Here is a 26,834-nt window from a genome sequence, read left to right as displayed (position 1 = left end):
GGGCGGGATTATAATGCGCCCCCATGTCGAATGTTTCTAAAAGTCCCGCGCCGACGCGGGCCAATACGCCGTCGGCGAAGCACCCGGATGGTGCGGCCGATGCGCGCGAGCAGCAGGGCCAGCCGCCGCGCCAGCAGCAGGACAAGCCGGCGGGCAAGCCGGCACCCGCGCCGCGCGGGCCGCGCCATGACGAACGGCGCGGCGACGCGCGCCAGCCGGCCGCGAAGGGCGCGCCGCAGGCAACCGGCGAGCGCGCCCCGCGCCGCGAGCGTGCGGCGCGCGCGGCAGTCCCGCCGAACCCCGTCCCGCCGATCACCTACCCCGAAAGCCTGCCCGTGTCGGGCAAGCGCGACGAAATCGCGCGCGCGATCGCCGGTCATCAGGTCGTCATCGTCTGCGGCGAAACCGGCTCGGGCAAGACCACGCAGTTGCCGAAGATCTGTCTCGATCTCGGCCGCGGCCTCGGCGCCGGCGGCACCGGCCTGATCGGCCATACGCAGCCGCGGCGCCTGGCCGCGTCGTCGACCGGCCGCCGCATCGCCGAGGAACTCGGCACGCCGTTCGGCGAGGTGGTCGGCTACAAGGTGCGCTTCACCGACAATCTCGCGCCGGGCGCGTCCGTGAAGCTGATGACGGACGGCATCCTGCTCGCCGAGACGCAGACCGATCCGCTGCTGAAAGCGTACGACACGCTGATCATCGACGAGGCGCACGAGCGCAGCCTGAACATCGACTTCCTGCTCGGCTATCTGAAGGAGATCCTGCCCCGGCGGCCGGACCTGAAGCTGATCGTCACGTCCGCGACGATCGACGCCGATCGCTTCGCGCGCCATTTCGGCACCGACGAACGTCCGGCGCCCGTGATCGAGGTGAGCGGGCGGCTGTACCCGGTCGAGATGCGTTACCGGCCGGTGGCCGAGGATCGCCCGGCCGTGAAGAACGCCGAAGGCACGGGCGGCCGCGACCGCGTGAAGACCGCACGCGAAGCCGAACGCGACCTGATGGACGCGATCGTCGACGCGGTCGACGAGCTGTGCCGCGAAGGCCCCGGCGACGTGCTGGTGTTCCTGCCCGGCGAGCGCGAGATTCGCGACGCGGCCGAGGCGCTGCGCAAGCACCATCCGCCGCATACGGAGATCCTGCCGCTGTTCGCGCGGCTGTCGGCGGCCGACCAGGACAAGGTGTTCAAGGCGTCGAACGCGCGCCGGATCGTGCTCGCGACCAACGTGGCCGAAACCTCGCTGACGGTGCCGGGCATCCGCTACGTGGTCGATACCGGCCTTGCACGCGTGAAGCGCTATTCGTACCGGAACAAGGTCGAGCAGTTGCAGGTCGAGTCGATCTCGCAGGCCGCCGCGAACCAGCGCGCGGGCCGCTGCGGCCGCGTGGCCGACGGCGTGTGCATCCGCTTGTACGAGGAAAGCGACTATCAGGCGCGTGCGCGCTTCACCGATCCGGAAATCCTGCGCTCGTCGCTCGCGTCGGTGATCCTGCGGATGAAGTCGCTGCACCTGACCGCGATCGAATCGTTCCCGTTCCTCGAACCGCCGCCCGGCCGCGCGATCGCGGACGGTTATCAGTTGCTCAACGAGCTCGGCGCGGTCGACGACGACAACGCGCTGACGCCGCTCGGCCGCGAGCTCGCGCGGCTGCCGCTCGACCCGCGCGTCGGCCGGATGATTCTCGCCGCGCGCGACCAGCAGTCGTTGCGCGAGGTGCTGATCATCGCGAGCGCGCTGTCCGTGCAGGACCCGCGCGACCGCCCGATCGAAGCGCAGGAGCAGGCCGACCAGGCGCATCGCCGGTTCGCGGACGAGCGCTCCGAATTCCTGCAGTGGCTGAAGATCTGGGCGTGGTTCGAAGAGGCCGTCGCGCACAAGAAGTCGAATCGCCAGCTGATCGACGCGTGCCGGCAGAACTTCCTGTCGCACCTGCGGCTGCGCGAGTGGCGCGACGTCCATTCGCAGCTGCTGACGGTGGTGCGCGAGCACGGCTGGCGGCTCAACGAAGCCGAAGCCACGTACGAGCAGATTCATCTGGCCCTGTTGACGGGCCTGCTCGGCAACCTCGGGATGAAGGCCGACGACGATCCGCATTACCTCGGCGCGCGCGGCATCAAGTTCTACCTGTGGCCAGGCTCCGCGCTCGCGAAGAAGGCCGGCCGCTGGGTGATGGCGGCCGAGCTCGTCGAGACGAGCCGGCTGTACGCGCGCTGCCTCGCGAAGATCGAGCCGGAGTGGGTCGAGAAGATCGGCGCGCACCTGCTGAAGAAATCGCTGTCGGAGCCGCACTGGGAGAAGCGTCCGGCGCAGGTCAGCGCGTTCGAGCGCGCGACGCTGTACGGGCTGCCGATCTACCACCGGCGGCGCGTCGCGTTCGGCAAGCAGGACCCGGCGCGCGCACGCGAGCTGTTCATCCGCGGCGCGCTGGTCGAAGGCGAATTCGACACGAAGCTGCCGTTCTTCGCGCACAACCGCAAGCTGCTCGCCGACATCGAGCAGCTCGAGCACAAGTCGCGCCGCCAGGACGTGCTGGTCGACGACGAGCTGATCTACGCGTACTACGACCACGCGATCCCGGAAGGCATCCATACGGGCGTCGCGTTCGAGCGCTGGTATCGCGACGAGGTGAAGAAGGGCGGCCAGCCCGACGACAAGCAGCGGCTGCTGTACCTGTCGCGCGACGACCTGATGCGTCACGAGGCGGCCGGCGTGACGACCGACCTGTTCCCGAAGCGCGCGACGATGGCCGGCGTCGAGATGGCGCTTACGTACCACTTCGAACCCGGCACGCCGCGCGACGGCGTGACGCTCGCGGTGCCGCTCTACGCGCTGAACCAGGTCGACGCGCGCCGCTGCGAGTGGCTGGTGCCCGGGATGCTGAAGGAGAAGGTGCAGTTGCTGCTGAAGTCGCTGCCGCAGAAGCTGCGCCGGCACTGCGTGCCGCTGCCCGAGTACGCGGCCGGTTTCGTCGAGCGGATGGGGCGCGAGCGCTTCGGCGCGGGCGGCCTCGTCGAGGCGCTGATCGCCGACGTGCGCGGCGAGACGCAGGTCGCGATGAAAACGGCCGACTTCAAGCTCGAGACGTTGCCCGCGCACCTGTTCATGAATTTCAAGGTGATCGACGAGCACGGCCGCCAGCTCGCGATGGGGCGCAATCTCGCGCAGCTTCGCCAGGAGCTGGGCGCGCAGGCGCAACAGCAGTTCCAGAAGATCGCGGCGGCGTCGACGATCGCGACCGGCGGCGACGCGGGCGCGGGCGACGCAGGCGACACGGCCGCGCCTGCCGCCCCGCCGGGTTCGGCGGCGCGAGGCGGCAAGCCGGGCAAGGGCGCGGCGCCGCAGACGGCCGCCCCGGCCGAAACCGGCGCGACCGCGCTGTACGAGAACCTGACGACGTGGAATTTCGGCAAGCTGCCCGAGCTGCTGGAAATCCGCCGGCGCGGCCAGACGCTGTACGGCTATCCGGCGCTCGTCGACCGCGGCACGCATTGCGACGTCGAGGTGTTCGATTCGCCGGAGGAGGCCGCGCGCATCCACCGGGCCGGCTTGCGGCGGCTGTTCGCGCTGCAGTTGAAGGAGCCGATCAAGTTCCTGGAAAAGAACCTGCCGGGCCTGCGCGAGATGGCGATGCAGTACATGTCGCTCGGCACGCAGGACGAACTGCGCGACCAGCTGATCGACACGGCGCTCGACCGCGCATGCCTGCAGGACCCGCTGCCCGACGACGACGCGAGCTTCCACGCGCGCCGTGACGAGGGCCGCAGCCGCCTGAACCTGCTCGCGCAGGAAATCGCGCGGCTCGTCGGACAGATCCTGGCCGAATACGCGGGGCTCGTGAAGAAGCTCGCGCAGGCGAAGCCGTTCGCGCAGGCCCATGCGGACCTGCAGCAGCAACTGGCCGCGCTGGTCGGCAAGCGCTTCGTGATCGACACGCCTTACGCGCAGCTTGCGCATTTCCCGCGCTACCTGAAGGGCATCGCGCTGCGGATCGACAAGCTGAAGGCCGATCCGGCGCGCGACGCGAAGCAGTCGGCCGACCTGCTGCCCCTGGCCCAGCAGTACCAGCGCGCGGTGTCTCAGCGTGGCGGCGTCGCCGATGCGCGGCTCGCGGAATTCCGCTGGCTGCTCGAGGAACTGCGGATTTCGCTGTTCGCGCAGGAACTGCGCACGCCGATGCCGGTCTCTGTCAAGCGTCTGCACAAGGTCTGGGAGTCGATGCAGCGCTAGCGCGACGTCGGTTGGCCGGGCCTGCACCGCGACGCCGGCCGCGGCGGCTCGTCCCGCCGCCGCGGCGTGCGGCGAGGTGACGCACAGGCGGCGCAAAAGCGGCGCAATACCGGCATGGGTCAACCGGAGGGGCCCGCCGAACGTTCTACAATGACCGCTGTTCCACGACGTGAGTCTTCATGCGCACTTTCCTTTCCTTCGGCCGCACGCTTGCGCTGGCCGCCGCCGTGCTGGCGCCCGCCGCACACGCGAATAACGTGATCGTCCTCAATTCGGCCGAAGCGACGCTTTCCCTGATCGACCAGCAGTCCCGCGAGGTCGTATCCACGATGCCGACCGGGAAGGAGCCGCACCATCTGATGGCGACGCCCGACAATTCGTCGCTGATCGTCGCAAATTCGGTCTCGAACAGCCTGATGTTCGTCGATCCGAAGACGGGCAAGCTGCAGCGCACGGTCGAAGGCATCGAGGATCCTTACCAGCTTGGCTTTTCGCCCGACAAGAAGTGGTTCGTGTCGACCGGGCTGCGCCTCGACCGGCTCGACATCTACAGCTACGACGGCCGCGACCTGCATCTCGTGAAGCGCTTGCCGCTCGCGGTGATGCCGAGCCACCTCGCGTTCACGAAGGACAGCAAGACCGTGCTCGTGTCGCTGCAGGTGTCCGGCGAGATCGCGGCGGTCGACCTCGCGACGCAGACGGTCAAGTGGAAGATGCCGGTCGGCAAGGTGCCGGCGGGCCTGTGGATGACGCCGGACGACAAATACCTGCTGGTCGGCATGACGGGCGCCGATTACGTCGCGGTCGTCGACTGGCGCAATCAGAAGATCGTGAAGACGATCCAGACGGGCAAGGGCGCGCACAACTTCCGCTCGCTCGCCGACGGCACGCACGTCGCGATCACGAACCGCGTCGCGAACACGATCAGCATCATCGACGAGATCACGCTCACCAAGGTCGGCGACATCACCGGCCTGCTGCCGGGCCCCGACGACATGGAGCTGTCCGCCGACAAGAAGACGCTGTGGGTGACGTTCCGTTTCGCGAAGAAGGTCGGGATCATCGATCTGGCCTCGCGCAAGCTGGTGCAGACGATCGCCGTCGGCCGCTCGCCGCACGGCATCTACTTCTACGACCGCGCGCCGTGGAAGGCGGCGAACGGCGCGTGACGGGCGGAGGCGAACGATGTTGCACCTGATCGATGCGTTCGTGTCGGACATCCAGACCTGGCTGTACGTCGACGTCGTGCAGCCGCTCCTCTTCAAGTTCAACCTGATGGACTACGACGAGGACACCTACGATGCGCTGTACTGGGTGATCGTCGGCGCGCTGCAGATGGTGCTGATGTTCGCGCTGCTGCGCCCGCTCGAGGCGCTGTTGCCGGTCGAGCGCTGGAAGAACCGCCGCGCGGTGCGGGTCGACGTGATCTACACCGCGATCTCGAAGCTCGGCATCTACACGCTGTTCTTCTTCTTCGCGCTGCAGCCGGTGTTCGACAACCTCCAGGCGTGGCTGCGCCTGCACGGCGTCGCGAACGTGAACCTCGACTATCTGTGGCCGGGCGTGACCTCGCAGCCGATCGTCGCGTTCGCGATCTACCTCGTCGTGCTCGATTTCGCCGGCTACTGGTATCACCGCTGGCAGCACAAGTTCGGCATCTGGTGGGAGCTGCACGCGGTTCATCACAGCCAGCGGCAGATGTCGCTGTGGTGCGACGACCGCAATCACCTGCTCGACGACGTGCTCCAGTCGTGCTTCTTCGCGGCGATCGCGCTGGTGATCGGCGTGACGCCGTCGCAGTTCGTCGTGCTGACCGCGGTCACGAACTTCCTGCAGAGCATCCAGCATACGAATGCGCGGCTGTCGTACGGCCGCATCGGCGAGCGCCTGCTCGTCAGCCCGATCTTCCACCGCCGCCACCATGCGGTCGGCTACGGTCACGAAGGCACCAAGTACGGCTGCAACTTCGGCGTGCTGTTCCCGTGGTGGGACATGATGTTCGGCACCGCGTCGTGGAACCGCACGGTCGAGCCGACCGGCATCCGCGAGCAGGTGGACGGCGTGTCCTACGGCGACGGCTTCTGGTCGCAGCACGGCCTCGCGTTCGTGCGGATCTTCCGGCGCCTGTTCCCCGCGAAGCGCGGCGCGGCGTCGGCCTGATCCCCATCCCGATCGGGCCTTTCTCCCGGTGAACGACTTTCCCACGCGGCCCGCCTGCGCTTTGGCGCACGCGGGCCGCGTGGTTTATGCTTTCCCCGTTTTTCTCCGTCAATCCAGATTTCATAGGCTCGCATGAACGACCTGCTGCGTTCCTTCGTCCGGGCGCTCGCCAGCGCGCTGCATCCGCGCATGCTGTGGCTCACCCTGATGCCGTTCGTCGTGTCGGCGCTGCTGTGGGGCGTCGTGCTGTGGTTCTCGTGGCAGACGCTGCTGGATCTCGCGCGCGGCGCGCTCGACGGTTTCGTGCTGACGGCCGCGCTGTATCGCGCGTTCGATGCGATCGGCATGTCGCAGCTGCATGCGGTCGTCGCGCCGTTCGTGGTCGTGTCGCTCGCGATCCCGCTGATCGTGCTGACCGTGCTGCTGCTGATCGCGACGATCTCGATGCCGGTCGTGATCAAGCACCTGTCGAACCGGCAGTTCGCGGCGCTCGAGCCGAAGCGGGGCGGCACCTTCCTCGGCAGCGTGGTCAATTCGCTCGGCGCGGCGATCGTCGGCGTCGTGCTGCTCGTCGTCACGATCCCGCTGTGGCTGATTCCGCCGTTCTTCGCGCTGCTGCCGCCGGTGATCTGGGGCTGGCTCACGTACCGCGTGATGACCTACGACGCGCTCGCGCTGCACGCGAGCCGCGACGAGCGCCGCGCGCTCGTGCGCCGGCATCGCTGGCCGCTGATCGGCATCGGCGTCGCGACCGGGCTGCTCGGCACCGTGCCGACCTTCGTGTGGGTCTCGTCGGTCTGGATGATGGTGCTGTTCCCGTTCGTCGCGGCCGCCATGATCTGGGTTTACGCTTTCATCCTCGTCTTCTCGGCGCTGTGGTTCGGGCACTACTGCCTGCGCGCGCTGGAAGACCTGCGCGCGAGTGCGCGCGCCACCGCAATCGACATGGGGCAGGCATGAGCATCGGCATCATCATCATCGGCGACGAAATCCTTTCGGGCCGCCGGCAGGACAAGCATCTGGCGAAGGTCATCGAACTGCTGGGCGCGCGCGGCCTCGCGCTCGACTGGGCCGAATACGTCGGCGACGATCCCGCGCGCATCACCGCGACGCTCGCGCGTGCGATCGCGTCGGGCGACATCGTGTTCTCGACGGGCGGGATCGGCGCGACGCCGGACGACCATACGCGCCAGTGCGCGGCCGCCGCGCTCGGCGTGCCGCTCGAGCTGCATCCGGACGCGAAGGCGTTGATTTCGGAACGGATCCGCGAAACGCACACCGATCCTGCCACGCCGGTCGACTTCGAGTCGCCGGAAAACCAGCATCGCTTCAACATGGGCGTGTTCCCGGCCGGCGCGACGATCATCCCGAACGGCTATAACCGGATTCCGGGCTTCTCGGTCGGCGATCTTCACTTCGTGCCGGGCTTCCCGGTGATGGCATGGCCGATGATCGAATGGGTGCTCGATACGAAGTACGCGCATCTGCATCACGCGACGCCGCATGCCGAGCGCTCGCTGTACGTGTTCGAGCTGCCGGAATCGACGCTGACGCCGCTGATGGAGAAGATCGAGCGCGATTTCCCGGGCGTGCGCGTGTTCAGCCTGCCGAGCGTCGGCGACGCGGAGCGCGGCGGCATCTATGCGCGCCGTCACATCGATCTCGGCGTGAAGGGCGAGCCGGAAGCGGTCGCGGCCGCGTTCGTGAAGCTGCGCGAAGGCGTGCACCTGCTCGGCGGCGACGTCGTCGAGCCCGACACGCCGCGCGCCTGAGCGGCGGCCTGCAACAACCCGGCCGCACCAAAAGCAACGGGCCGCGCAACGCGGCCCGTCATCGGCATGTCATCGCCCGGCTCGACGATGAGGCTGTCGCAACCGGCGGGCGCGGCGCGCCGTCAGGCGCCGATCCACGGCAGTTTGCGGAAGCACCAGCCGTCGACCGTCTTGCGGTGGCCTTCGGCGTCCTTCGCGCCTTCGAAGCCTTCGAGCAGGTCGAACGCCTTCGTGAAGCCGGCCTGCGCGGACGCGACCGCCGCGAGCTTCGAGCGCGCGGCGCTGCGGCACAGGAACAGGATCGGCGTATCGGCCGGGAGGGCCGCCTTCAGTTCGTTGACGAATTCGGCGTTCGGCACGCCGCCCGGGTAGCGCGTCCATTCGACGTGCAGGTACTGGCCGTCGCCGACGAGCGGGCGGCCGATCCAGTCGAGTTCGGCGCGCGTGCGCACGTCGACGAGGCGCGCGGATGGATCGAGCTGCAGCAGTTCGAATGCCTCGACCGGCAGTAGCGCGCCGGCATAGTTGAGCGCGCCTTGTGCGCGGCGTTCGTCGGCCTTCGCGTAAAGCTGGTCCAGCGTACTCATGGCAGGGGTCTCCGTATCGGTCAAACGGCCATTCTAGCGCGACGTCGCTGCACGAACGTCCGGATGCGGCACGGCGCGCGCCGGACACACGCTCACCAAAACGGTGCAGAATGGACGGCGTGCACCAGAATGATCGCGTTGTGCGGATGTGTCCGATCGATTGCACCATATCGGTGCGACGTCGCCATCGCCGGTGCGGCGCCCGGCCCCGGAATCGCGCAGCGAAGCCCCGCTGCGGCGCGGGCCGGCGTGATTCGCGTCGGTTTTGCGATGGTTGGCACGGAAGCTGCTATATAGAATTCGGTCGAATCGGGGCGCGCTGCGCCAAAGCAAGACCCCGGTCAGCTCGATAAACGAGGCGGTTTCCCAGTCCGCCGGAATTGTTCAATCAGGAGAAGAGGTTATGAGTAAAACCGTCGCCGACGTCATGCAGCTCGTGAAGGACGAGGACGTCAAGTTTGTCGATTTCCGCTTCACGGATACGCGCGGCAAGGAACAGCACGTGTCGGTGCCGGTTTCGGCGTTTGACGAAGACAAGTTCGAAAGCGGCCATGCATTCGACGGTTCGTCGATCGCGGGCTGGAAGGGCATCGAGGCGTCGGACATGCTGCTCATGCCGGATCCGAGCGCTGCCTTCGTCGATCCGTTCTATGAAGAGTCGACCCTCGTGCTGACCTGCGACGTGGTCGAGCCGGCCGACGGCAAGGGCTACGAGCGCGATCCGCGTTCGCTCGCGAAGCGCGGCGAAGCGTACCTGAAGAGCACGGGTATCGGCGATACGGCGTACTTCGGTCCGGAACCGGAATTCTTCATTTTCGACTCGGTCCAGTGGAACACGGACATGTCGGGCTGCTTCGTGAAGATCAACTCGGAAGAAGCGCCGTGGTCGGCAGGCAAGGAATTCGAAGGCGGCAACACGGGCCACCGTCCGGGCACGAAGGGCGGCTACTTCCCGGTCGCGCCGGTCGACACGTTCCAGGACATGCGTTCGGAAATGTGCCTGCTGCTCGAACAGCTCGGCATCCCGGTCGAAGTGCACCACCACGAAGTGGCGGGCCAGGGCCAGAACGAAATCGGCACGAAGTTCTCGACGCTGGTTCAGCGCGCCGACTGGACGCAATGGTCGAAGTACATCATCCATAACGTCGCGCACTCGTACGGCAAGACGGCGACGTTCATGCCGAAGCCGGTCGTCGGCGACAACGGTTCGGGCATGCACGTTCACCAGTCGATCTGGAAGGACGGCCAGAACCTGTTCGCGGGCAACGGCTACGCCGGCCTGTCGGAACTGGCGCTGTTCTACATCGGCGGCATCATCAAGCACGCCCGTGCACTGAACGCGATCACGAACCCGACGACGAACTCGTACAAGCGTCTGGTCCCGCACTTCGAGGCACCGGTCAAGCTCGCTTACTCGGCACGCAACCGTTCGGCATCGATCCGCATTCCGCACGTGTCGAACCCGAAGGGCCGCCGTATCGAAACGCGCTTCCCGGATCCGATGGCGAACCCGTACCTGTGCTTCACGGCACTGATGATGGCCGGCCTCGACGGGATCCAGAACAAGATCCATCCCGGCGAAGCCGCGGACAAGAACCTGTACGACCTGCCGCCGGAAGAGGATGCAAAGATCCCGACCGTCTGCGCGGGCCTCGACCAGGCACTCGAAGCGCTCGACAAGGATCGCGAGTTCCTGACCCGTGGCGGCGTGTTCACGGACGGCATGATCGACGCGTACCTCGCGCTGAAGGAGCAGGAGCTGGCGAAGTTCCGCATGACGACGCACCCGATCGAGTTCGAGATGTACTACTCGCTCTAATCGGCGATGGCGCTTCGATTCAGCGCCGTCATGCCGGTTCGTTCCCGTCGCGCGGCTGGCGGCGGGGACGGCGGAGTCTGAAAGGGGACGGCGTCCGGCCGTCCCTTTTTTGTTCCGCCGATTTTCATTTTCTGCCCGGTGAGGCGCGACAAGCACGCAGATGGTTCTGAAGAATCTGATCAAGGCGAAAACGGGGCAGCCCGAACGACTGACGGACGACGAGCGGCTCGCGCGCTCGGGTCTGCTGGCGGGGCTCGAAGCGCTGCCGACGGTCGTGATCGTGCTCGACCGCAAGACGCTGCGGGTCGCGTTCGCGAACCCGTCCGCGGAGGCAATGCTCGACATCTCGCGGCGGCAGCTCGCGCAGCGGCCGTGGGGCGAGATTTTCCCGAACGCGAACGAGCTCGCGTCGACGATCACCGCGATCGGCCAGGAACGCTTTCACGCGACGCACCTCGATACCGTGCTCGATCGGCCCGGCCGCGAACCGCTGCACGTGCATGCGATCGTCGGCTTCCTCGAGAGCGCGCCCGATTTCGTGCTCGTCGAACTGTTCGAGAACGAACGGCAGTCGCGCACCGATCGGGAAGAGCGCATCCACGACCTGACCGCGGTCAACAAGCAACTGATCCGCAATCTCGCGCACGAGATCAAGAATCCGCTCGGCGGCATTCGCGGCGCAGCCCAGCTGCTCGAATTCGAACTGGGCGAGCGCGAGCGCGGCGAATTGCGCGAATACACGCAGGTGATCATCAAGGAGTCCGACCGCCTGCAGACGCTCGTCGACCGGTTACTGGAGCCGCACCGGCATCCGCACATCGTCGGCGACGTGAACATCCATGAAGTATGCGAACGCGTACGCGCGGTGATGCTCGCGGAATTCCCGCGCGGGCTCACGATCGAGCGCGATTACGACGTGAGCGTGCCGGACCTGCGCGGCGACAAGGAGCAGTTGATCCAGGCGCTGCTGAACATCGTGCGTAACGCCGCGCAGGCGCTGCGCGAACGGATCGCGCAGGGCGACGCGAAGATCGAGCTGCGCACGCGCATCGCGCGCAAGATCACGATCGCGAAGCGCCTGTACAAGCTGGCACTGGACTTGCACGTGGTCGATAACGGGCCCGGCATTCCGGAGGAGATCCGCGACCGGATCTTCTACCCGCTCGTGTCCGGACGCGACGACGGCAGCGGCCTCGGCCTCACGCTCGCGCAGACGTTTGTCCAGCAGCACGACGGGATGATCGAGGTCGAAAGCCGGCCCGGACGTACCGAATTTCAGATTCTGCTGCCGCTCGACCATTGAGCGGCGGCATTGCGATTCACCCATACCTGACCGACCTATGAAGCCGATCTGGATAGTAGACGACGACCAATCGATCCGCTGGGTGCTTGAAAAGGCACTCGCCCGGGACAGCTTCGCGACGAAGAGCTTCGCGAACGTGCGCGACGCGCTGGCCGCGCTCGACCACGAGACGCCGCAGGTGCTCGTGTCCGACATCCGGATGCCGGGCGGCTCGGGCCTCGAATTGCTGCAGGCGATGCACGAGCGGCTGCCGGGCCTGCCCGTCATCATCATGACGGCGTTCTCCGATCTCGACAGCGCCGTCGCCGCGTTCCAGGGCGGCGCGTTCGAATATCTCGCGAAGCCGTTCGACGTCGACAAGGCGGTCGAGCTGATCCGTCGCGCGGTGGAAGAAAGCCTGCGCGGCGGCGCGCCGCAGGACGAGCGCGTGGCCGAGGCGCCCGAGATGCTCGGCCAGGCGCCCGCAATGCAGGACATGTTCCGCGCGATCGGGCGGCTGTCGCATTCGGCCGCGACCGTGCTGATCACCGGCGAGTCGGGCACCGGCAAGGAGCTCGTCGCGCGGGCGCTGCACCGTCACAGCCCGCGCGCGAACGGGCCGTTCATCGCGCTGAACACGGCGGCGATTCCGAAGGATCTGCTCGAATCCGAACTGTTCGGCCATGAGCGCGGCGCGTTCACCGGCGCGCAGACGACGCGGCAGGGCCGCTTCGAGCAGGCCGAGAACGGCACGCTGTTCCTCGATGAAATCGGCGACATGCCGTTCGACCTGCAGACGCGCCTGTTGCGCGTGTTGTCGGACGGGCAGTTCTATCGCGTAGGCGGTCACAACCCGCTGCGCGCGAACGTACGCGTGATCGCGGCGACGCACCAGAATCTCGAGTCGCGCGTGCGGCAGGGGCTGTTCCGCGAGGACCTTTACCACCGGCTCAACGTGATCCGGCTGCGTCTGCCGCCGCTGCGCGAACGCAGCGAGGACATCGCGCTGCTCACGCGCCACTTCCTGCAGAAGAGCGCGCGCGATCTCGGCGTCGAGCCGAAGCGCGTGTCCGACGACGCGCTCGCGTACCTGACGTCGCTGCCGTTTCCCGGCAACGTGCGGCAGCTCGAGAATCTCGCGAACTGGCTGACCGTGATGGCGCCCGCGCAGACGGTCGAGATCAAGGACCTGCCGCCCGACCTCGTGCCGGCCGGTGCGCCGGTCGTCGCGACGGGCGACGGCGCGGACGTGCACGGTAGCAGCAGCCACGCGACGGCGGCGCCTGCCGCGATCGGTGCAGCGCCGACGGCCGCGCCGGTCGCGAGCGCGGCGAACGGCAGCGCGCCGACCGGCTACCCGCTGTGGGAGCACGGGCTGCGCACTGAAGTCGCGCGGCTGTTGCGCGAGAACTCGGCCGACGTGATGGACGAACTCGCACGCCGCTTCGAGGCGGCCGTGATCCGCGAGGCGCTCGACTTCACGCGCGGCCGCAAGGTCGAAGCCGCGGAGCGGCTCGGCATCGGCCGCAACACGATCACGCGCAAGATCCAGGAACTCCATCTGGAGCCCTGACCGAGCACGATTCGCGGCATGCGCGGGCCCGCGCATGCCGCGATCGGACATAATCGCGGTTTGCACGCCGTTTGCCATCCCGCCGATCCTCCATGTCCGACTCCTTCCGCTGGCCCGCCGGGGCCGACCCGTTCCGTTTCCTCGAAGCACTCGACAGCAAGCGCGCCCGCACGTGGGTCGACGAGCAGAATGCGCGCACGCGCGCCGCGCTGCGCGACGACGATGAATATCGTGCGTTGACCGCGCGTCTCGCGAAAGCGTATCTGCCGCGCGAACGCCCGGTGATTCCGACCCGCTGGCGCGACTGGGCATACGACCTGTGGCAGGACGATCTCCATCCAAAGGGACTGTGGCGCCGCACGCGCTGGGCCGACTGGCGGGCCGGCCAGCCGGCGTGGGAAACGCTGCTCGACGTCGACGCGCTCGGCGCCGAAGAGGGCGAATCGTGGGTGTTCGAGCAGGACGCGATCCTGTATCCGGACGGCGATCGCGTGCTGCTGTCGCTGTCGCCGGGCGGCGCCGACGCGGTCGTCGTGCGCGAATTCGATCTCGTCGAGCGGCGGTTCGTCGACGGCGGGTTCACGATCGACGCGCCGGGCCATCACACGGTCGGCTGGATCGACCGGGACACCGTGTACGTGAGCTGGGATCGCGGCGAAGCGCATGCGACCGCGGCCGGTTATCCGTATGAAGCGCGGCGCTGGGTACGCGGCACCGCGCTCGCCGCTGCGCCCGTCGTGTTCAGCGGCGAGCCGGACGACATCAGCGCCGGCGCATGGTACGACCCGATCGACCGCCGCCACGTCGCGTGGCGCAGCGTCGACTTCTTCGACGCGCACGCGTACCGGCTGACCGACGCAGGCGAATGGGCGCGCTACGACGTGCCGACGCATGTCGAGGTCGGGTTCTGGGAAGGCTGGCTCGTGCTGGAGCCGCGCCTCGACTGGGACTGCAACGGCGTGCGCCACGCGGGCGGCTCGCTGCTCGCGATCCGCGAGCAGGCGTTCCTCGCCGGTGCGCGCGAATTCACGACGTTGTTCGCGCCGCGCCCGACGACGTCCGCCTGTACGTGGACGCACACGCGCACGATGCTGATCGCGAGCTGGCTCGACGACGTGCACAACCGCACGATGCTGTGGCAGCCGAAGCAAGCAGAAGACGGGTCATGGACGTGGGACGCGCGGCCGTTCGACTGGCCGGGCGACGCGCAGATCGACGTCGAACCCGTCGAGTCGACGCTGAACGACGAGGTGTACGTCGACGTCGACACCTATCTCGATCCGCCCGAATGCTGGCTGGCCGATCTTGCCGATCGCGCGGACGATGCGCCGTCGCGCCGCGTGCTGCTCGACCGGCCGCCGGTGCAGTTCGATGCGGCCGGGCTCGTCGTCCGCCGCGCGAGCGCGCGTTCGCGCGACGGCACGGTGGTGCCGTACACGTTGATCGGTCCGCGCGATGCCCTCGATGCACCGGAAGGCAGGGCGCGTGTCGCGCGGCCGTGCCTGCTGTCAGGCTACGGCGGCTTCGCGATTCCGAACCTGCCGGGCTACAGCGATGCGTTCGGCATCGGCTGGCTCGAACGCGGCGGCGTGATGGCGTTCGCGCACATCCGCGGCGGCGGCGAATTCGGGCCGCGCTGGCACGTCGACGCGCAGCGCGAACATCGGCAGCGTTCGTTCGACGATTTCATCGCGGTCGCCGAGGACTTGGCCGCGACCGGCGTGACGACCGCCGCGCAACTCGGAATCGAGGGCGGCAGCAACGGCGGGCTGCTGGTCGCCGCGTGCATGATGCAGCGTCCGGAGCTGTTCGGCGCAGTGCTGTGCCGCGTGCCGCTGCTCGACATGCAGCGCTATCCGAAGCTGCACGCGGGCGCCGCATGGCTCGACGAATACGGCGACCCGGACGATCCGCGCGAAGGCGCGGCGCTGGCCGCGTATTCGCCATATCACCGCGTGCGCGAAGGCGTCGCATATCCGCCGTTGTTGCTGACGACGTCGACGCGCGACGACCGCGTGCATCCCGCTCATGCGCGCAAGATGGCCGCACGCATGCAGGCGCTCGGTCACGAACGGGTGTGGTACTGGGAGAACACCGACGGCGGCCACGGCAGCGCCGACGATCTCGAACGCGCGGAAGCCGACGCAGCCGAATTCGGCTTTCTGTGGGCCCATCTCGGGCCGGCGCCCGCGCGGCGCTGATCGCGCGCGGGCGGCCTGGGGCCTGTTATCGGCGTGAACAGGCCCTGAACGATCAGCCGACGACCGCGACGACCGGCGTGTGGTCGGACGGCTGTTCCCACGTGCGCGGCACGCGATCGACCTCGCACGACGCGCAGGTCGCCGCGAGCGCCGGCGACAGCAGGATGTGATCGATGCGCAGCCCCGCGTTGCGGCGGAACGCCATCATCCGGTAGTCCCACCACGTGAAGGTTTTCTCGGGCTGTTCGAAGCGACGGAACGCATCGACGAAGCCGAGTTCGATCAACTGCGCGAAATGCGCGCGCTCCTGCGGCGACACGAGATTCTGGCCTTCCCATTTCGCGGGATCGTGCACGTCGCGGTCTTCCGGCGCGATGTTGTAGTCGCCGAGCAGCGCGAGCTTCGGGTAGCGCTGCAGCTCGGTGCGCAGCCACGCCTGCAGCGCGTCGAGCCACTGCATCTTGTAGACGAACTTGTCGGAGTCGAGCGCCTGGCCGTTCGGAAAATACGCGGACACGATGCGCACGCCGTCGACCGTCGCGGCGATCACGCGCTGCTGCGAATCCTCGAAGCCGGGGATGTTGCGCACGACGTCCGATTCGTCGACGGCGAGCGTGTCGCGCACGAGGATCGCGACGCCGTTGTAGGTCTTCTGGCCGGTGAACCAACTGCGGTAGCCGGCCGCCTCGAGATCGGCGCGCGGGAATTTCTCGTCCGGCAGCTTCAGTTCCTGCAGGCACAGTACGTCGGCGCCGCTTTGCGCGAGCCAGTCGAGCACGTGCTGTTTGCGGACGTTGAGCGAATTGACGTTCCAGGTGGCGATTTTCATGAACGGGGGGTGCGTGCGGCGTGAATGCGAAGGCCGCCATCTTACCGCGAGCATGGGGTGCGAACGCGTGCGTCATGCGGGCTCGCGCATGTGTCACGCATCGCCGCGTGGGCAACGGAAGCAGAAATTGTGACAAAAGTATTGACGTGAGTACTTCCTCACCCTATAATTTATTTCTCTGACGCGGGGTGGAGCAGTCTGGCAGCTCGTCGGGCTCATAACCCGAAGGTCACAGGTTCAAATCCTGTCCCCGCAACCAAGCACACCAGGCGATGTGCCGCGCAATTGACCGATGCGCACTTCGTCTACGAAAAACCCGGCTCCGTGCCGGGTTTTTTGTTTTTCGCGTCCGTCTTCGTTATTTCGGTGCGCCCGGGCTCCCGGGCAAGAAGCCGTTCTCGAGCAGATAGGTGGTCGTGTTGACCAGCGTGGCCCGCGCGTTCGGCGTGCCCGACAGCGCCGCGCACTTGTCCTGGCCCGTATTCAGCCGGATCGACCGTTCGGTCGTCGGGTAGTCGACGTCCTTCAGATAGAAATGCGGCAGCGACGTCATGTAGCGCGCATACGGCACGCATGGCCGCTGCATCGGGTCCCTCGACGCGGCGTTGAACGGAAAGTACTCGTCGAACAGATAAGCCGAACTCGACAGGCCGCCCCAGTCGGCCGGCACGGCAATGCTGCCGGTCGGCGTCGTCGCGCCGGTGGCGACGTCAGTGATGAAGCCGTCGACGGTCGAGCGCCCGTCGCTGCGATTACCCTGCGTCACGGTGACCTGCAACCGGTAGGCGTGGCCCGTTTTCCACGGGTAGGCGATCGAGCACGAGGTGCCGGAGCCGCCGTCGGCGCCGCCGCGGCAATTCGCCGACAGCGGCGTCGTGCCGGTGCCGAACGCGCTGAAGATCACCACGTTGCTGTTTTGCGTGCGTGGCTGGATACCGGTGTAGATCGCGTGGCCGCCATGTTGCGACGACAACTGGTTGGCCCAGTAGTAGCTCGCGTTGACCTGGGTCGGCACGACCTCGGGCGTGATCTCCCACGTCATGCGATCGAAGCCGTCCCGGGGCGTCGAGGCCGCCGATGCGGTGATGTTGGGGTCGGCGTGCGCGGTGAGCGTGAACGATACGGCGAGCAACGCGCCGAATGCGGTGTTCAGTTTTTTCAATTTCCTGTTTCCTGTTGGTGGAAAAGAGACTGCGACGAGCAGGGTCGATTGAGCGCCGCTGCTCGCGTACCAATTTGCGGTCACTTTATTACCAATGAATAACCAGTCGTGTCGGCGCGCCCGCGCGAGCCGCGTTGGGTGATTCGCGGGCCGTGCGCGCCGGGCCCGTGTGGCGGGCGAGAGCACGGAGTCGCGCGCGCGGCGAGGCGCGCCTCGGGAGACTGAATCCTGCCGCACGGAACAATGCGGCGATACCTTCAGGCGGCGATTGTCGTTCAGCGCCGGCGTGCGTCGTTCAGCGCGCCGCCCATTCGACGGCCGCCTTCGCATGCAGCGCGGTCGTATCGAATACCGGCAGCGGCGAATCGTCCGCGCCGATCAGCAGCGTAATTTCCGTGCAGCCGAGGATCACGGCCTGCGCGCCGCGTTTTGCCAGTTCGTCGATGACCGACACGTACGTCACGCGCGATTCCGCCGAGATCACACCGTGGCACAGCTCGTCGTAGATGATCCGGTGCACGTCGTCGCGCCCGCGTTCGTCCGGCGTCAGCACGTCGAGCCCGAACTTCTCGCGCAACCGCTCCGCATAGAACGGCAGCTCCATCGTGTAGCGCGTGCCGAGCAGGGCGACGCGCTCGACGCCCGCGTCGCGCAGCGCGCTGCCGGTCGGGTCGGCGATGTGCAGGAACGGCAGCGTCACCGCGGCTTCGATCGCCTCGTGCACGCGATGCATCGTATTGGTCGTCAGGACGACGAGATCGGCGCCGGCCGCTTCGAGCTGCCGCGCGGCGTCGGCCATCCGTTCGCCGAGCGCCGCCCAGTCGTGCGTGCGCTGCAGCGCTTCGATCTCGGCGAAGTCGACCGTGACCAGCACGCTCTTCGCGTTGTGATGGCCGCCGTGCAATGCCTTCGAGTGCCGGTTGATCATCCGGTAGTACTCGGCCGACGATTCCCAGCTCATGCCGCCGATCAGTCCGATCGTCTTCATCTGACACCCCTGCGTTTCGTGTATCGCGGCAGACGAGTATAGGCGCCGCTGCGCGTGCCCGGCCGGTACGATCCGCGCAAACCGGGCCAGTACGGCGCAGCCGGGTGTGGGTGGCCGGCGGCGGGCGACCGACTCGGGTCATACGCGGCAGTTGAAACCGGCACTGTGTTTTTGTACAGTATCGGCACCGTGAGCCCGACCACCATCCCGCCTGCCGATCCGCCCGCGCCGCCGCCCGGCGACGCGCCACCGCGCATGCGCAAGATCATCCACTGCGATTGCGACTGCTTCTACGCGTCGGTCGAGATGCGCGACGACCCGTCGCTGCGCAACCGGCCGCTCGCGGTCGGCGGCCGGCCCGACCAGCGCGGCGTGATCGCGACCTGCAACTACGAGGCGCGGCGCTACGGCGTGCATTCGGCGATGTCGTCGGCGCTGGCGATGCGCAAGTGCCCGGACCTGCTGATCCTGCCGTCCGCGATGGACAAGTATCGCGCGGCGTCGCGGCAGATCATGGCGATCTATCGCGACTACACGCCGGACGTCGAGCCGCTGTCGCTCGACGAGGCGTACCTCGATGTCAGCGGGTCGGAGCGTTGCCAGGGCAGCGCGACGCTGATCGCGCGCGAGATCCGCGAGCGGGTGCGCGATACGGTCGGCGTGACCGTGTCGGCGGGCGTCGCACCGAACAAGTTCATCGCGAAGATCGCGTCCGACTGGAACAAGCCCGACGGGCTGTTCGTCGTGCGGCCGCACGAGATCGACGCGTTCGTCGCGGCGCTGCCGGTGCGCAAGCTGCACGGGGTCGGCAAGGTGACGGCCACGCGGCTCGACCGGCTCGGCATCCAGACCTGCGCGCAGCTGCGCGACTGGCCGCTGATCGACCTGCACCGCGAGTTCGGCGCGTTCGGGCGGCGGCTGTACGAACTGTCGCGCGGGATCGACGAGCGGCTCGTGCAGGCCGACCAGGAGCGCAAGTCGGTCAGCGTCGAGACGACCTACGTGACCGACCTGACGACGCTCGAGCAATGCGCGGACGAAATCCGACGCCTCGTCGTGCAACTCGACGCGCGGATCGAGCGCGCCGGCGCCGCGCGGTCGATCCGCAAGCTGTACGTGAAGATCCGCTTCGCCGATTTCCAGCGTACGACGGTCGAGTGCGTGGCCGACGCGACGAATGCCGAGACGGCCGTCACGCTGCTCGCGAAGGGGTTGTTGCGGCGCGCGCAGCCGGTGCGGCTGCTCGGCGTCGGCGTGCGTATCGACGAGGACACGGCCGAGCGCCACGGGCAATTCCTGCTGTTCGACGACGAAGCGGGCGACGACACGCCCGCGCCATGAAAAAAGGCACCGCCGAAGCGGTGCCTGTCGATGCAGCCGGAACAGCCGGAAGGGCCGGGCGGCGCTCAGTGCGCGGACGCGGCCATCCCGTTGTGGCGCAGCAGTGCGTCGATCTGCGGTTCGCGGCCGCGGAACGCCTTGAACGACTCCATCGCCGGACGGCTGCCGCCGACCTCGAGGATTTCGCGGCGATAGCGCGTGCCGGTTGCCGCGTCGAGCACGCTGCCGCTGGTGGCGGCCGCTTCCTCGAACGCCGCGTACGCGTCGGCCGACAGCACCTCGGCCCACTTGTAGCTGTAGTAGCCGGCCGCGTAGCCGCCCGCGAAGATATGGCTGAACGTGTTCGGCCAGCGCGAGAACGCCGCCTGCGGGATCACGTGATAGCGCTCGTTGATCTCGCGCGCGAACGCGGTCACGCCGGTGGCGCCGGCCGGGTCGAAATCGACGTGCAGCAGCATGTCGAACATCGAGAACACGATCTGGCGCAGCGTACCGAGCCCGCTCTGGAAGTTCTTCGCGGCGATCATCTTGTCGAACAGCGCGCGCGGCAGCGCGGCGCCCGTATCGACATGCGACGACATCGACGACAGCACGTCCCATTCCCAGCAGAAGTTCTCCATGAACTGCGACGGCAGTTCGACCGCATCCCATTCGACGCCGTTGATGCCCGACACGCCGAGCTCGTCGACGCGCGTGAGCATGTGGTGCAACCCGTGGCCGAATTCATGGAACAGCGTGATGACCTCGTCGTGCGTGAAGCACGCGGGCTTGCCGCCGACCGGCGCGGAGAAGTTGCAGGTCAGGTACGCGACGGGCGTCTGCACGTCGCTGCCGCGCTTCGCGCGCGAACGGGCGTCGTCCATCCACGCGCCGCCGCGCTTGCCTTCGCGCGCGTACAGGTCGAGATAGAACTGCGCGACGAGCGAGCCGTCGCGGTTCTCGACGCGGAAGAAGCGCACGTCCTTGTGCCATACCGGCGCGTCGTCCGGCTTGATCTTCACGCCGAACAGCGTTTCGGTGACGGTGAAGAGGCCCTTCAGCGCGGCCGGCTCCGGGAAGTACTGCTTGACCTCGTTTTCCGAGAACGCATAGCGCTGCTGGCGAAGCTTTTCGGCCGCGTACGCGACGTCCCACGGCGCGAGTTCGGTCAGGCCGAGCGCATTCGCGGCGAACGTGCGCAGTTCGTCCCAGTCCTTGTCCGCGTGCGGGCGGGCGCGCGTCGCGAGATCCTCGAGGAACGCGATCACCTGCTGCGGCGATTCGGCCATTTTCGGCGCGAGCGACACTTCGGCGAAGTTGCGGTAGCCGAGCATCTGCGCCTCTTCGCGGCGCAGCTTCAGCGCGTCGGCGACGATCGCCGTGTTGTCCCATTCGGCCTTGCCGTCGCCATACTGCGGCCCGAGCTCCGACGCGCGCGTCGCATACGCGCGGTAGAGCGTCTCGCGCAGCGCGCGGTTGTCCGCGTACTGCAGCACCGGGAAGTACGACGGGAAATGCAGCGTGAATTTCCAGCCTTCCTTGCCGTCCTTCTGCGCGGCTTCGCGGGCGGCCTCGATCGCGTCGCCGGGCAGGCCGGCCAGCTCGGCTTCGTCCTTCGCGAAGTACGCGTACGCATTGGTCGCGTCGAGCACGTGATCGGAGAACGCCTTCGACAGCGCGGCCTGCTGTTCCTGCAATTCCGCGAAGCGCGGCTTCTGGTCCTCGGGCAGCTCGGCGCCCGACAGGCGGAAGTCGCGCAGCGCATTGTCGAGGATCTTCTTGCGCTCGGCGGACAGCGTCGCGTATTCGGCGCTCGCGGCGATCGCCTTGTACTTTTCGTACAGCGCGAGATTCTGGCCGACGCTCGACCAGAACTCGGTCACGCGCGGCAGGTTTTCACCGTAGGCAGCCCGCAGTTCGGGCGTGTCGGCGACCGCATTCAGGTGGCCGACGATGCCCCATGCGCGGCCGAGCGGCTCCGTGGCTCGCTCGACCGTCTCGACGACGGCGGCCCAGGTCGACGGCGTGTCGCTCGCGCTCGCCGTTTCGACCGCGCGGCTGGCGGCATCGAGCAGCGTATCGAGCGCGGGCGTCACGTGTTCCGGGCGGATCTCGCCGAAACGGGGCAGGCCGGAGAAGTCGAGGAGCGGATTGGTGTTGGCGCTGGCGGACATTAAGACTCCCTGTCTGTTGCCGGATGAACCGGGGTGAAAAGGGTGAGGCGCGACGAAGCGGCGCCCGATACCGACATTATTGGGGCGCATCGTGCGCTTTCCAATCGTTAGTTTCTAATGACGCGATTGACGCAGGGTCGGATGCGGGCGGCCGGCGAGGTGCGGCCGGAGAGGTGCGGCCGGCGAGATGCGGCCGGCGAGGTGCAGCCGCGCGATGGCGGCTGGCGAGGCGCCGGCGCGCTGAACCGCGCGCCGGCCGGGCAAAGGCAGTGTCAGGCTGCGGAGGCCGCCGCGCGTTCGGCGGATTCGATCGTGTTGATCAGCAGCATCGTGATCGTCATCGGGCCGACGCCGCCCGGCACCGGCGTGATGTAGCCGGCGACTTCCTTCACGCCCGCGAAATCGACGTCGCCGCACAGCTTGCCCGCGTCGTCGCGGTTCATGCCGACGTCGATCACCGTCGCGCCCGGCTTCACCATGTCGGCGGTCAGGATGTTGCGCTTGCCGACCGCGGCGACCACGATGTCGGCCTGGCGCGTATGTGCGGCGAGGTCGCGCGTCTTGCTGTGGCAGATCGTCACGGTCGCGCCGGCGTCGAGCAGCATCATCGCCATCGGCTTGCCGACGATGTTCGAGCGGCCGATCACGACCGCGTTCGCGCCTTGCAGCGCGATGCCGTGCGCTTCGAACATCTTCATCACGCCGTACGGCGTGCACGGGCGGAACAGCGGCTTGCCGGTCATCAGCGCGCCCGCGTTCGCGACGTGAAAGCCGTCGACGTCCTTTTCCGGCGCGATCGCCTCGATCACCTTGTGGCTGTCGATATGCGCGGGCAGCGGCAGCTGGACGAGGATGCCGTGGATCTTCGGGTCGCGGTTCAGCGCGTCGATGCGCGCGAGCAGGTCGGCTTCCGACAGCGTGGCCGGGTACGCATCCTTCAGCGAGAAGAAACCGTTGTCCTCGCACGCCTTGATCTTGTTGCGCACGTAGACTTCGCTCGCCGGGTTCGCGCCGACGAGGATCACCGCGAGACCGGGCTGGTGGCCGCGCGCGGTCAGCGCGGCGGCGCGTTCGGCGGCCTGGGCGCGCAAGGTCTTCGAAAGGGCGTTGCCGTCGATGAGGAGGGCTGTCATGGTGGTGGGTCCTGCCGGGAAGTTGGAATGCGGGCGTACGGCGCCCGAAGCGCCGTAGCAAAGCACGTAATTATACCGTTCGCCTGCTGCCGTCCGACAGCGAATCAACGGGAAGCGTCATGGCCGCGGCGCGCGTGCGCCGGGAGGAACGGCCGCCGCCGCGCGAGTGGGCCGCATCGCGCGGGGCGGCAAACGCCGGTTGCGGGCCGGGCAGCCGGGGCGGGCCGTGCCGCCGCGGCCGGAGCACCCGCTCAGGCCTGTTTCTTCGACAGCGCGAGGCGCAGCAGGTCGGCCACCGTGTTGACGTTGAGCTTTTCCATGATGTTCGCGCGGTGCGCCTCGACCGTCTTGATGCTGATGCCGAGATCGTCGGCGATCTGCTTGTTCAGGCGGCCCGCGATGATCCGTTCGAGCACCTGCTGCTCGCGCGCGGTCAGCTTCGACAGGCGTTCGCTCGCGGCGCGCTGCTCCTGGACGCTCTTGCTTTCGCTTCGGGCCTTGTCGAGCATCCGCTCGACGAGCTTGCGCAGCTCGGCTTCGTCGAACGGTTTCTCGATAAAGTCCATCGCACCCTTTTTCATCGTCGACACGGCCATCGGCACGTCGCCGTGGCCGGTGACGAAGATGATCGGCAGCGCGGCATTGTCGGCGATCAGGCGTTCCTGCAATTCGAGGCCGCTCATGCCCGACATCCGCACGTCGAGGATCAGGCACGCGATCTGGCCGGCCTGCTGCGCCGGCTGGTACGCATCGAGGAACTGCTCGGCGCTCGAGAAGCATTGCACGCGATAGCCGTTCGCCTCCAGCAGCCAGCGCAGCGAGTCCCGTACGGCCTCGTCGTCGTCGACGACAAAGACGGTTTCCTGAGTGGTGGTGACAGGGCTATTCATAGTTCTCCCGTAACGGTATGTGATGCCGATGCCTCGCGCCCCCCTTGGCCGAGATCAGCGGGTTCCCCAATGGGCAGGCTGCAGTGGAACGTCGCGCCGGAAATGCGGCCGTCCGGCTCGACGTTGTTGACCACCCACAGACGCCCCCGATGCGATTCGATGATCGAACGGCAGATGTTCAGCCCCATGCCCATGCCATCGGACTTGGTGCTGTAAAACGGTTCGAACAGGCGCTCGGCGGTCGCTTCGTCGACGCCCGGGCCCTGGTCGATCACACGGATGTCGACGAAGCCCGCATCGATGTCGGCGACGACGCGGATCACGCCGTCCACCGACGCCGGTTTCACGTCGGCCATCGCCTCGGCTGCGTTCTTCATCAGGTTCACGAGCACCTGCTCGATCAACACGGGGTCGACATAAATAATAGGCATTCTTGCGAGGATTTCCGTGACGATCCGGATTCTGCGCTTCCTGGCCTCGATTTCGGCGAGCCCGACCGCGTCGGCGACGATGTCCGCGACCCGCGCCGGCTGGCGCTTCGGCTCGCTGCGCTTCACGAATTCGCGGATCCGCTTGACGATCATCCCCGCGCGCAGCGCCTGCTGCGCGGTCTTCTCCAGCGCCGGCTGCAGCGTCTCGGGCGTGCCGCGGCCGCTCTTGACGAGCGCGAGCGTGCCCGAACAGTAGTTGTTGATCGCGGCGAGCGGCTGATTCAATTCGTGAGCAATCGACGACGCCATTTCGCCCATCGTCATCAATCGGCTCGTGAACTGCAGCTTTTCTTCCTGCTGGTGCGCGAGTTCCTGCGCCTTCTTGCGGGTCGTGATGTCGGTCGCGATCTGCATCTGCGCGAGGTGGCCGTCCACCCACTGGATGTACTGGCGGCGCACCTCGAACCACTTCTGGATGCTCTCGACGTACACCTCCTGCGCGTCCGCCGTGCTGCTTGTCAGCGCGGCGGCCGGCAGGCCCGCGAACGCGTCGACCATGTCGATCGAGTCGGACGACGCCTGCGCGCGGTCGAAGCCGCCGCCCGACAGCTCCAGATGGCCGTCCGGACGGATGCCGAACAGGTGGCGGTAGTAGCGGTTCGCGAACAGCAGCTCGGCTTCGTCGGCGGCGAGCACCGACACCGCGGCGTCGAGGCTTTCGAGCACCGTCGTGAAGCGTTCGTGCGCGGCCGCGAGCTCTTCGCGCGCGCGCTTCGGCTCGGTGATGTCGGTCATCGACGACATCCAGCCGGTCTGGCGGCCCGAACTGTCGATCAGCGGCGACACGTACAGGCGCGCATGGAACAGCGTGCCGTTCTTGCGCCGCACGCGCAGCTCGAAGCCCGAACTCGGCGCCTTGCCGCGCAGCGTCATGTCGAGCTGGCGCTGCATTTCCGGGTACGCGTCGCGCGGCCAATACGGGAACGGCGCGACCTTGCCGACGAGATCGGTCTCGTCCCAGCCCGTCATCCGGCAGAACGCGGGGTTCACGTGCGTGATGCGGCCGTGCATGTCGAGCACGCGCATGCCGATCAGCACCGAGTTTTCCATCGCGCGGCGGAAGAACGCCTCAGCGTACAGCGCCTGCTGCGCCTCGAAGCGCTGGCGCGTGTGCTTCCACAGGCTCCAGAGGCTCCATAGCACGAAGCACGACAGCCCGGCGACGAGCCACACGAGCGTGTTGTTGGTCAGGTTCGTGAGCTGCGGGAACGCGTACACGCGCACCGTCAGCCCTTGGCCGGGCGGGTCGAGCGGGAGATCGTAGTGCGAGTCGCGCGGCAGTCGCGGGCGCGTCGACGTGGACGACAGCTCGCGGTTGTTCGAGTCGGTGATCGAGATCTTGTACTTCGACGACAGCTCCTGCGGAATGTCGTGCTTCAGGATCCCTTCGACCGAGAACACCGCGGCGAGCGAGCCGAGATATTCGCGGTCGCCGCGCATTACCGGCGTCTGCAACGTGATGAAGCCGTTGCCGAACTCGTCGTAGATCAGCGGCGAATACGCCTGGCGGCGCGTGCTGCGCGCCTCGTCGTACGCGCCGCGCACCGCGTCCTGCATCTGCGCGTCGCCGGGCTTCGCGAGCCGTTGGCCGAGCAGCGGTGGATGCACGGCCGGCCAGCGCTGCACGCCCGGCGCCGTGTACCAGTTCAGGTAGAGGATTTCCGGATGCGTCTGCATCACGTCCGCGACCGCCATCTGGAACGCGTTCTGATCGAGGCGGCCGGACGCGAGGTCGCGCGACAGCGCCTGCAGTTGTTCCTGCGCGCCCGTCATCGACAGGCGGATCTGCTGCTGGGCCCACGCGACGTTGCGAAACAGGGTGTCTTCCTGCTGCTGCTGTTCGCGCCGGTTGAGGCTCCACAGGATGAGGCTCATCACGACGAGGAACACCAGGATCGACAGCAGCGGCGTCAGCAAATAGGAATTGGACCACCACGGTCCGTGGTGCCAACGGGACGGCTGCGACTCCGCCGGCGGGCCCGGCGGTCGCGCCGAGCGTGCGAAAAGCCGATCGGTCAACATGGCAGGATTGTAGCGCAGCGCAATACATGGAAAACCGATACCGGATATGTTGAACGGAAACGGTTTTGTTCCGACGAGACGGGCCGCGGAGCCCCGAAATATGGGTGCAGCGCAGCAATATTTCGCATCATGAGAAAAGATCTCACGATTCGAAAATTTTGTTGCGCAGGCCCGTCCACGCTCATTACAATCCGTCGGAGCT

General features: G+C 67.4%; 18 protein-coding genes and 1 tRNA gene. 11 read left to right on the top strand and 8 right to left on the bottom strand.

Annotated features, from left to right (window positions below):
- Nucleotides 1-23 precede the first annotated feature (23 nt).
- The 5 genes from hrpA (at nucleotide 24) to KR541_RS11105 (ending at nucleotide 8,161) form a co-directional block, all read left to right on the top strand.
- A complete protein-coding gene (hrpA, locus tag KR541_RS11125; protein ID WP_216089537.1) occupies nucleotides 24-4,229 on the top strand; it encodes an ATP-dependent RNA helicase HrpA in 4,206 nt (1,401 codons plus the stop codon).
- 179 nt (nucleotides 4,230-4,408) lie between these two features.
- Nucleotides 4,409-5,398 (top strand): YVTN family beta-propeller repeat protein, encoded by a 990-nt coding sequence (locus KR541_RS11120; RefSeq protein WP_089488603.1) that lies wholly within the window; start codon nucleotides 4,409-4,411, stop codon nucleotides 5,396-5,398.
- Nucleotides 5,399-5,414: 16 nt separating this feature from the next.
- Nucleotides 5,415-6,389 (top strand): sterol desaturase family protein, encoded by a 975-nt coding sequence (locus KR541_RS11115; protein WP_124651465.1) that lies wholly within the window; start codon nucleotides 5,415-5,417, stop codon nucleotides 6,387-6,389.
- A gap of 132 nt (nucleotides 6,390-6,521) precedes the next feature.
- Nucleotides 6,522-7,349, top strand: a complete 828-nt coding sequence (locus KR541_RS11110; RefSeq protein WP_050013024.1) for an EI24 domain-containing protein — start codon at nucleotides 6,522-6,524, stop codon at nucleotides 7,347-7,349.
- Entirely contained in the window at nucleotides 7,346-8,161 is an 816-nt protein-coding gene (locus KR541_RS11105) for a competence/damage-inducible protein A (RefSeq protein WP_050013023.1), read from the top strand. Before KR541_RS11110 ends, KR541_RS11105 begins: the two co-directional genes overlap by 4 nt.
- A 122-nt stretch (nucleotides 8,162-8,283) precedes the next feature.
- Here KR541_RS11105 and KR541_RS11100 read toward each other — a convergent pair whose 3' ends face one another.
- Nucleotides 8,284-8,748 carry a rhodanese-like domain-containing protein gene (locus KR541_RS11100; protein ID WP_050013022.1) on the bottom strand — a complete coding sequence of 155 codons (465 nt, stop codon included), beginning with the start codon at nucleotides 8,746-8,748 and terminating at the stop codon, nucleotides 8,284-8,286.
- Nucleotides 8,749-9,151: 403 nt separating this feature from the next.
- On the opposite strand from KR541_RS11100, the gene glnA reads away from it, so the two are divergent.
- The 4 genes from glnA to KR541_RS11080 all read left to right on the top strand — a co-directional run bounded on the left by glnA (nucleotide 9,152) and on the right by KR541_RS11080 (nucleotide 15,623).
- Nucleotides 9,152-10,567, top strand: a complete 1,416-nt coding sequence (glnA, locus tag KR541_RS11095) for a type I glutamate--ammonia ligase (RefSeq protein WP_017331833.1) — start codon at nucleotides 9,152-9,154, stop codon at nucleotides 10,565-10,567.
- 160 nt (nucleotides 10,568-10,727) lie between these two features.
- Entirely contained in the window at nucleotides 10,728-11,870 is a 1,143-nt protein-coding gene (glnL, locus tag KR541_RS11090) for a nitrogen regulation protein NR(II) (protein ID WP_006478366.1), read from the top strand.
- A gap of 37 nt (nucleotides 11,871-11,907) precedes the next feature.
- Entirely contained in the window at nucleotides 11,908-13,422 is a 1,515-nt protein-coding gene (gene ntrC, locus KR541_RS11085; RefSeq protein WP_050013021.1) for a nitrogen regulation protein NR(I), read from the top strand.
- Nucleotides 13,423-13,514: 92 nt separating this feature from the next.
- Nucleotides 13,515-15,623, top strand: a complete 2,109-nt coding sequence (locus KR541_RS11080) for a prolyl oligopeptidase family serine peptidase (protein ID WP_050013020.1) — start codon at nucleotides 13,515-13,517, stop codon at nucleotides 15,621-15,623.
- A 52-nt stretch (nucleotides 15,624-15,675) separates the two neighbouring features.
- Here KR541_RS11080 and xth read toward each other — a convergent pair whose 3' ends face one another.
- Nucleotides 15,676-16,452: an exodeoxyribonuclease III gene (gene xth / locus KR541_RS11075; protein ID WP_050013019.1), complete on the bottom strand. Its 777-nt coding sequence runs from the start codon at nucleotides 16,450-16,452 to the stop codon at nucleotides 15,676-15,678.
- A 182-nt stretch (nucleotides 16,453-16,634) separates the two neighbouring features.
- Between xth and KR541_RS11070 the strand changes: the two genes are divergently transcribed.
- Nucleotides 16,635-16,711, top strand: a tRNA-Met gene (locus KR541_RS11070).
- A gap of 99 nt (nucleotides 16,712-16,810) precedes the next feature.
- On the opposite strand, the gene KR541_RS11065 is transcribed toward KR541_RS11070, so the two are convergent.
- Both KR541_RS11065 and KR541_RS11060 read right to left on the bottom strand, forming a co-directional pair.
- On the bottom strand, nucleotides 16,811-17,614 hold the full coding sequence (locus KR541_RS11065) for a DUF3472 domain-containing protein (protein ID WP_216089536.1): 804 nt from the start codon (nucleotides 17,612-17,614) through the stop codon (nucleotides 16,811-16,813).
- A gap of 295 nt (nucleotides 17,615-17,909) precedes the next feature.
- A complete protein-coding gene (locus tag KR541_RS11060; protein WP_050013017.1) occupies nucleotides 17,910-18,602 on the bottom strand; it encodes an aspartate/glutamate racemase family protein in 693 nt (230 codons plus the stop codon).
- 165 nt (nucleotides 18,603-18,767) lie between these two features.
- Here KR541_RS11060 and dinB point away from each other — a divergent pair, with 165 nt between their 5' ends.
- Complete coding sequence (gene dinB / locus KR541_RS11055; RefSeq protein WP_050013016.1) at nucleotides 18,768-19,943, top strand: DNA polymerase IV; 1,176 nt, start codon at nucleotides 18,768-18,770, stop codon at nucleotides 19,941-19,943.
- Nucleotides 19,944-20,008: 65 nt separating this feature from the next.
- Here dinB and KR541_RS11050 read toward each other — a convergent pair whose 3' ends face one another.
- The 4 genes from KR541_RS11050 to fixL form a co-directional block, all read right to left on the bottom strand.
- Nucleotides 20,009-22,096, bottom strand: a complete 2,088-nt coding sequence (locus KR541_RS11050; protein ID WP_050013015.1) for a M3 family metallopeptidase — start codon at nucleotides 22,094-22,096, stop codon at nucleotides 20,009-20,011.
- A gap of 272 nt (nucleotides 22,097-22,368) precedes the next feature.
- On the bottom strand, nucleotides 22,369-23,229 hold the full coding sequence (gene folD / locus KR541_RS11045) for a bifunctional methylenetetrahydrofolate dehydrogenase/methenyltetrahydrofolate cyclohydrolase FolD (protein ID WP_050013014.1): 861 nt from the start codon (nucleotides 23,227-23,229) through the stop codon (nucleotides 22,369-22,371).
- Between the two features lie 251 nt (nucleotides 23,230-23,480).
- A complete protein-coding gene (gene fixJ / locus KR541_RS11040; RefSeq protein ID WP_006493245.1) occupies nucleotides 23,481-24,119 on the bottom strand; it encodes an oxygen response regulator transcription factor FixJ in 639 nt (212 codons plus the stop codon).
- Nucleotides 24,116-26,632 (bottom strand): oxygen sensor histidine kinase FixL, encoded by a 2,517-nt coding sequence (gene fixL, locus KR541_RS11035; protein ID WP_050013013.1) that lies wholly within the window; start codon nucleotides 26,630-26,632, stop codon nucleotides 24,116-24,118. Before fixL ends, fixJ begins: the two co-directional genes overlap by 4 nt.
- Nucleotides 26,633-26,834: the final 202 nt, after the last annotated feature.

Source organism: Burkholderia sola, assembly GCF_905400185.1.
Lineage (GTDB): Bacteria > Pseudomonadota > Gammaproteobacteria > Burkholderiales > Burkholderiaceae > Burkholderia > Burkholderia sola.
This window is presented reverse-complemented; position numbering and strand designations above follow the sequence as displayed.

What these genes read in the sequence shown, in the direction of transcription:
- hrpA (WP_216089537.1), top strand. Translation starts at nt 24, where the DNA reads ATGTCGAATGTTTCTAAAAGTCCCGCGCCGACGCGGGCCAATACGCCG.
- KR541_RS11120 (WP_089488603.1), top strand. Translation starts at nt 4,409, where the DNA reads ATGCGCACTTTCCTTTCCTTCGGCCGCACGCTTGCGCTGGCCGCCGCC.
- KR541_RS11115 (WP_124651465.1), top strand. Translation starts at nt 5,415, where the DNA reads ATGTTGCACCTGATCGATGCGTTCGTGTCGGACATCCAGACCTGGCTG.
- KR541_RS11110 (WP_050013024.1), top strand. Translation starts at nt 6,522, where the DNA reads ATGAACGACCTGCTGCGTTCCTTCGTCCGGGCGCTCGCCAGCGCGCTG.
- KR541_RS11105 (WP_050013023.1), top strand. Translation starts at nt 7,346, where the DNA reads ATGAGCATCGGCATCATCATCATCGGCGACGAAATCCTTTCGGGCCGC.
- KR541_RS11100 (WP_050013022.1), bottom strand. Translation starts at nt 8,748, where the DNA reads ATGAGTACGCTGGACCAGCTTTACGCGAAGGCCGACGAACGCCGCGCA.
- glnA (WP_017331833.1), top strand. Translation starts at nt 9,152, where the DNA reads ATGAGTAAAACCGTCGCCGACGTCATGCAGCTCGTGAAGGACGAGGAC.
- glnL (WP_006478366.1), top strand. Translation starts at nt 10,728, where the DNA reads ATGGTTCTGAAGAATCTGATCAAGGCGAAAACGGGGCAGCCCGAACGA.
- ntrC (WP_050013021.1), top strand. Translation starts at nt 11,908, where the DNA reads ATGAAGCCGATCTGGATAGTAGACGACGACCAATCGATCCGCTGGGTG.
- KR541_RS11080 (WP_050013020.1), top strand. Translation starts at nt 13,515, where the DNA reads ATGTCCGACTCCTTCCGCTGGCCCGCCGGGGCCGACCCGTTCCGTTTC.
- xth (WP_050013019.1), bottom strand. Translation starts at nt 16,452, where the DNA reads ATGAAAATCGCCACCTGGAACGTCAATTCGCTCAACGTCCGCAAACAG.
- KR541_RS11060 (WP_050013017.1), bottom strand. Translation starts at nt 18,602, where the DNA reads ATGAAGACGATCGGACTGATCGGCGGCATGAGCTGGGAATCGTCGGCC.
- KR541_RS11050 (WP_050013015.1), bottom strand. Translation starts at nt 22,096, where the DNA reads ATGTCCGCCAGCGCCAACACCAATCCGCTCCTCGACTTCTCCGGCCTG.
- folD (WP_050013014.1), bottom strand. Translation starts at nt 23,229, where the DNA reads ATGACAGCCCTCCTCATCGACGGCAACGCCCTTTCGAAGACCTTGCGC.
- fixJ (WP_006493245.1), bottom strand. Translation starts at nt 24,119, where the DNA reads ATGAATAGCCCTGTCACCACCACTCAGGAAACCGTCTTTGTCGTCGAC.
- fixL (WP_050013013.1), bottom strand. Translation starts at nt 26,632, where the DNA reads ATGTTGACCGATCGGCTTTTCGCACGCTCGGCGCGACCGCCGGGCCCG.